At 40.5% G+C, this 1,718-nt stretch carries 2 protein-coding genes; both read left to right on the forward strand.

Annotated elements, in window-relative coordinates:
- Positions 1-1,081, forward strand: a 1,081-nt coding sequence (locus tag SMIDD26_RS01680; protein ID WP_061438708.1) for an alpha-amylase family glycosyl hydrolase, incomplete at its 5' end; no start/stop codon positions are given.
- A gap of 141 nt (positions 1,082-1,222) precedes the next feature.
- Entirely contained in the window at positions 1,223-1,471 is a 249-nt protein-coding gene (locus SMIDD26_RS01685; RefSeq protein WP_000364990.1) for a YneF family protein, read from the forward strand.
- Positions 1,472-1,718: the final 247 nt, after the last annotated feature.

The following is a 1,718-nucleotide window of genomic DNA, read 5'->3' on the forward strand; positions in this document are numbered from 1 at the left end:
CAAGGGTGTCAAAGGTTTCCGATTTGATGTGATCAATTTGATTGGCAAGGATGAAGTCTTAGTGGATTGTCCTGAAAATGAAGGAAAGCCAGCTTACACAGACAAGCCCATCGTTCATGACTATTTGCGTATGATGAATCAAGCCACTTTTGGAGCAGACGATAGCTTTATGACAGTTGGGGAAATGTCTTCTACCACTATGGAAAACTGTGTCCTCTATTCGTCGCCTGATCGTCAGGAATTATCCATGACCTTTAATTTTCATCATCTAAAGGTGGACTATAAGGATGGACAAAAGTGGACCTTGGCTCCCTTTGATTTTGAAGAGTTGAAGAGTCTTTACCATAGTTGGGGTAAGGAAATGAGTGATAAAGGTGGTTGGAGCGCCCTCTTCTGGAACAATCACGACCAACCACGCGCTTTAAACCGTTTTGTTGATATTCAAAACTTCCGCAAGGAAGGAGCTACCATGCTAGCGGCCAGTATTCACCTTTCACGTGGGACACCTTATATCTATATGGGTGAGGAAATCGGGATGATTGACCCAGACTATGATTCTATGGCTGATTATGTGGATGTCGAATCCCTCAATGCTTATCAGATGCTTTTAGAAGAAGGAAAGAGTCAGGAAGAAGCCTTCCAGATTATTCAAGCTAAGTCGCGTGATAATTCACGAATTCCCATGCAGTGGGATGCTTCTGAAAATGCAGGCTTCACAGCAGGTACTCCTTGGCTCAAGGCAGGAAAATCTTACCCTCACATCAATGTAGAAAATGAAATCCAAGGCCCGATTTTCACCTTCTACCAAGACTTGATTCGACTGCGCAAAGAAATGCCTATCATCTCAGAAGGAAGTTACAAACCAGCCTTTGAATATAGCAAGCAAGTCTACGCTTTTGAACGTCAGTATGAGGATCAAAAGTTACTAGTGCTCAATAACTTTTATGCCACAGAAGTGGAAATCGACTTATCAGTAGCCTACCAAAATGGACGAATTTTGATTTCAAACTATGAAGATGCAGAAGTGTCTGAAAAAATTCTACTCAAACCGTATCAAACACTGGCTATCTATGTAAACTAAACTCAGTAAGGAGCCCTCTTTTGCAGAAAATCAGGGTTCTTTTTGCTGTCTATTCCCTCCCTGAAAGCGTAAAACAAACTGGTCAGGGTGGCTAGTTTGTGGTATAATGAAAGAGACTCAAAAAGAAACAGGAGAAATATGATGGATTTACTATTAGCAATTGTATTGATTGTGCTAGCTTTTCTAGGAGGAGCTCTTGGAGGAATGTACTTGGTTCGTAAGCAAATTGAAAAAGAATTCGCTGACAACCCACGTTTGAATGCTGAAGCAGTTCGTACTCTTTTGAGTGCAAATGGTCAAAAACCAAGCGAAGCTAAGGTACAACAAGTTTACCACCAAATCATCCGCCAACAAAAGGCAGCCCTTGCTAACAATAAAAAGAAAAAATAAATAAGGAAAAGTCTGGGATGAAAGTTCCAGACTTCTCACTATGTTGGTTATGGTTTTGGGATGAGGCTTTTTCCTTGCATTCTATTGATATTTGATTATGATTAAGAGAGATAGTTGTTGATTAGGCTGTCATTCAGTTCATAAAGACAAGTAATCATAATGAGCTATCAATCAGAAAAAAGACTAGAAAGAAGACTATATGGATAATCGACCAATTGGTTTTTTGGATTCGGGTGTCGGGGGCTTG

Source organism: Streptococcus mitis (assembly GCF_001579035.1).
In the GTDB taxonomy this organism is placed as follows: Bacteria; Bacillota; Bacilli; order Lactobacillales; family Streptococcaceae; genus Streptococcus; species Streptococcus mitis_J.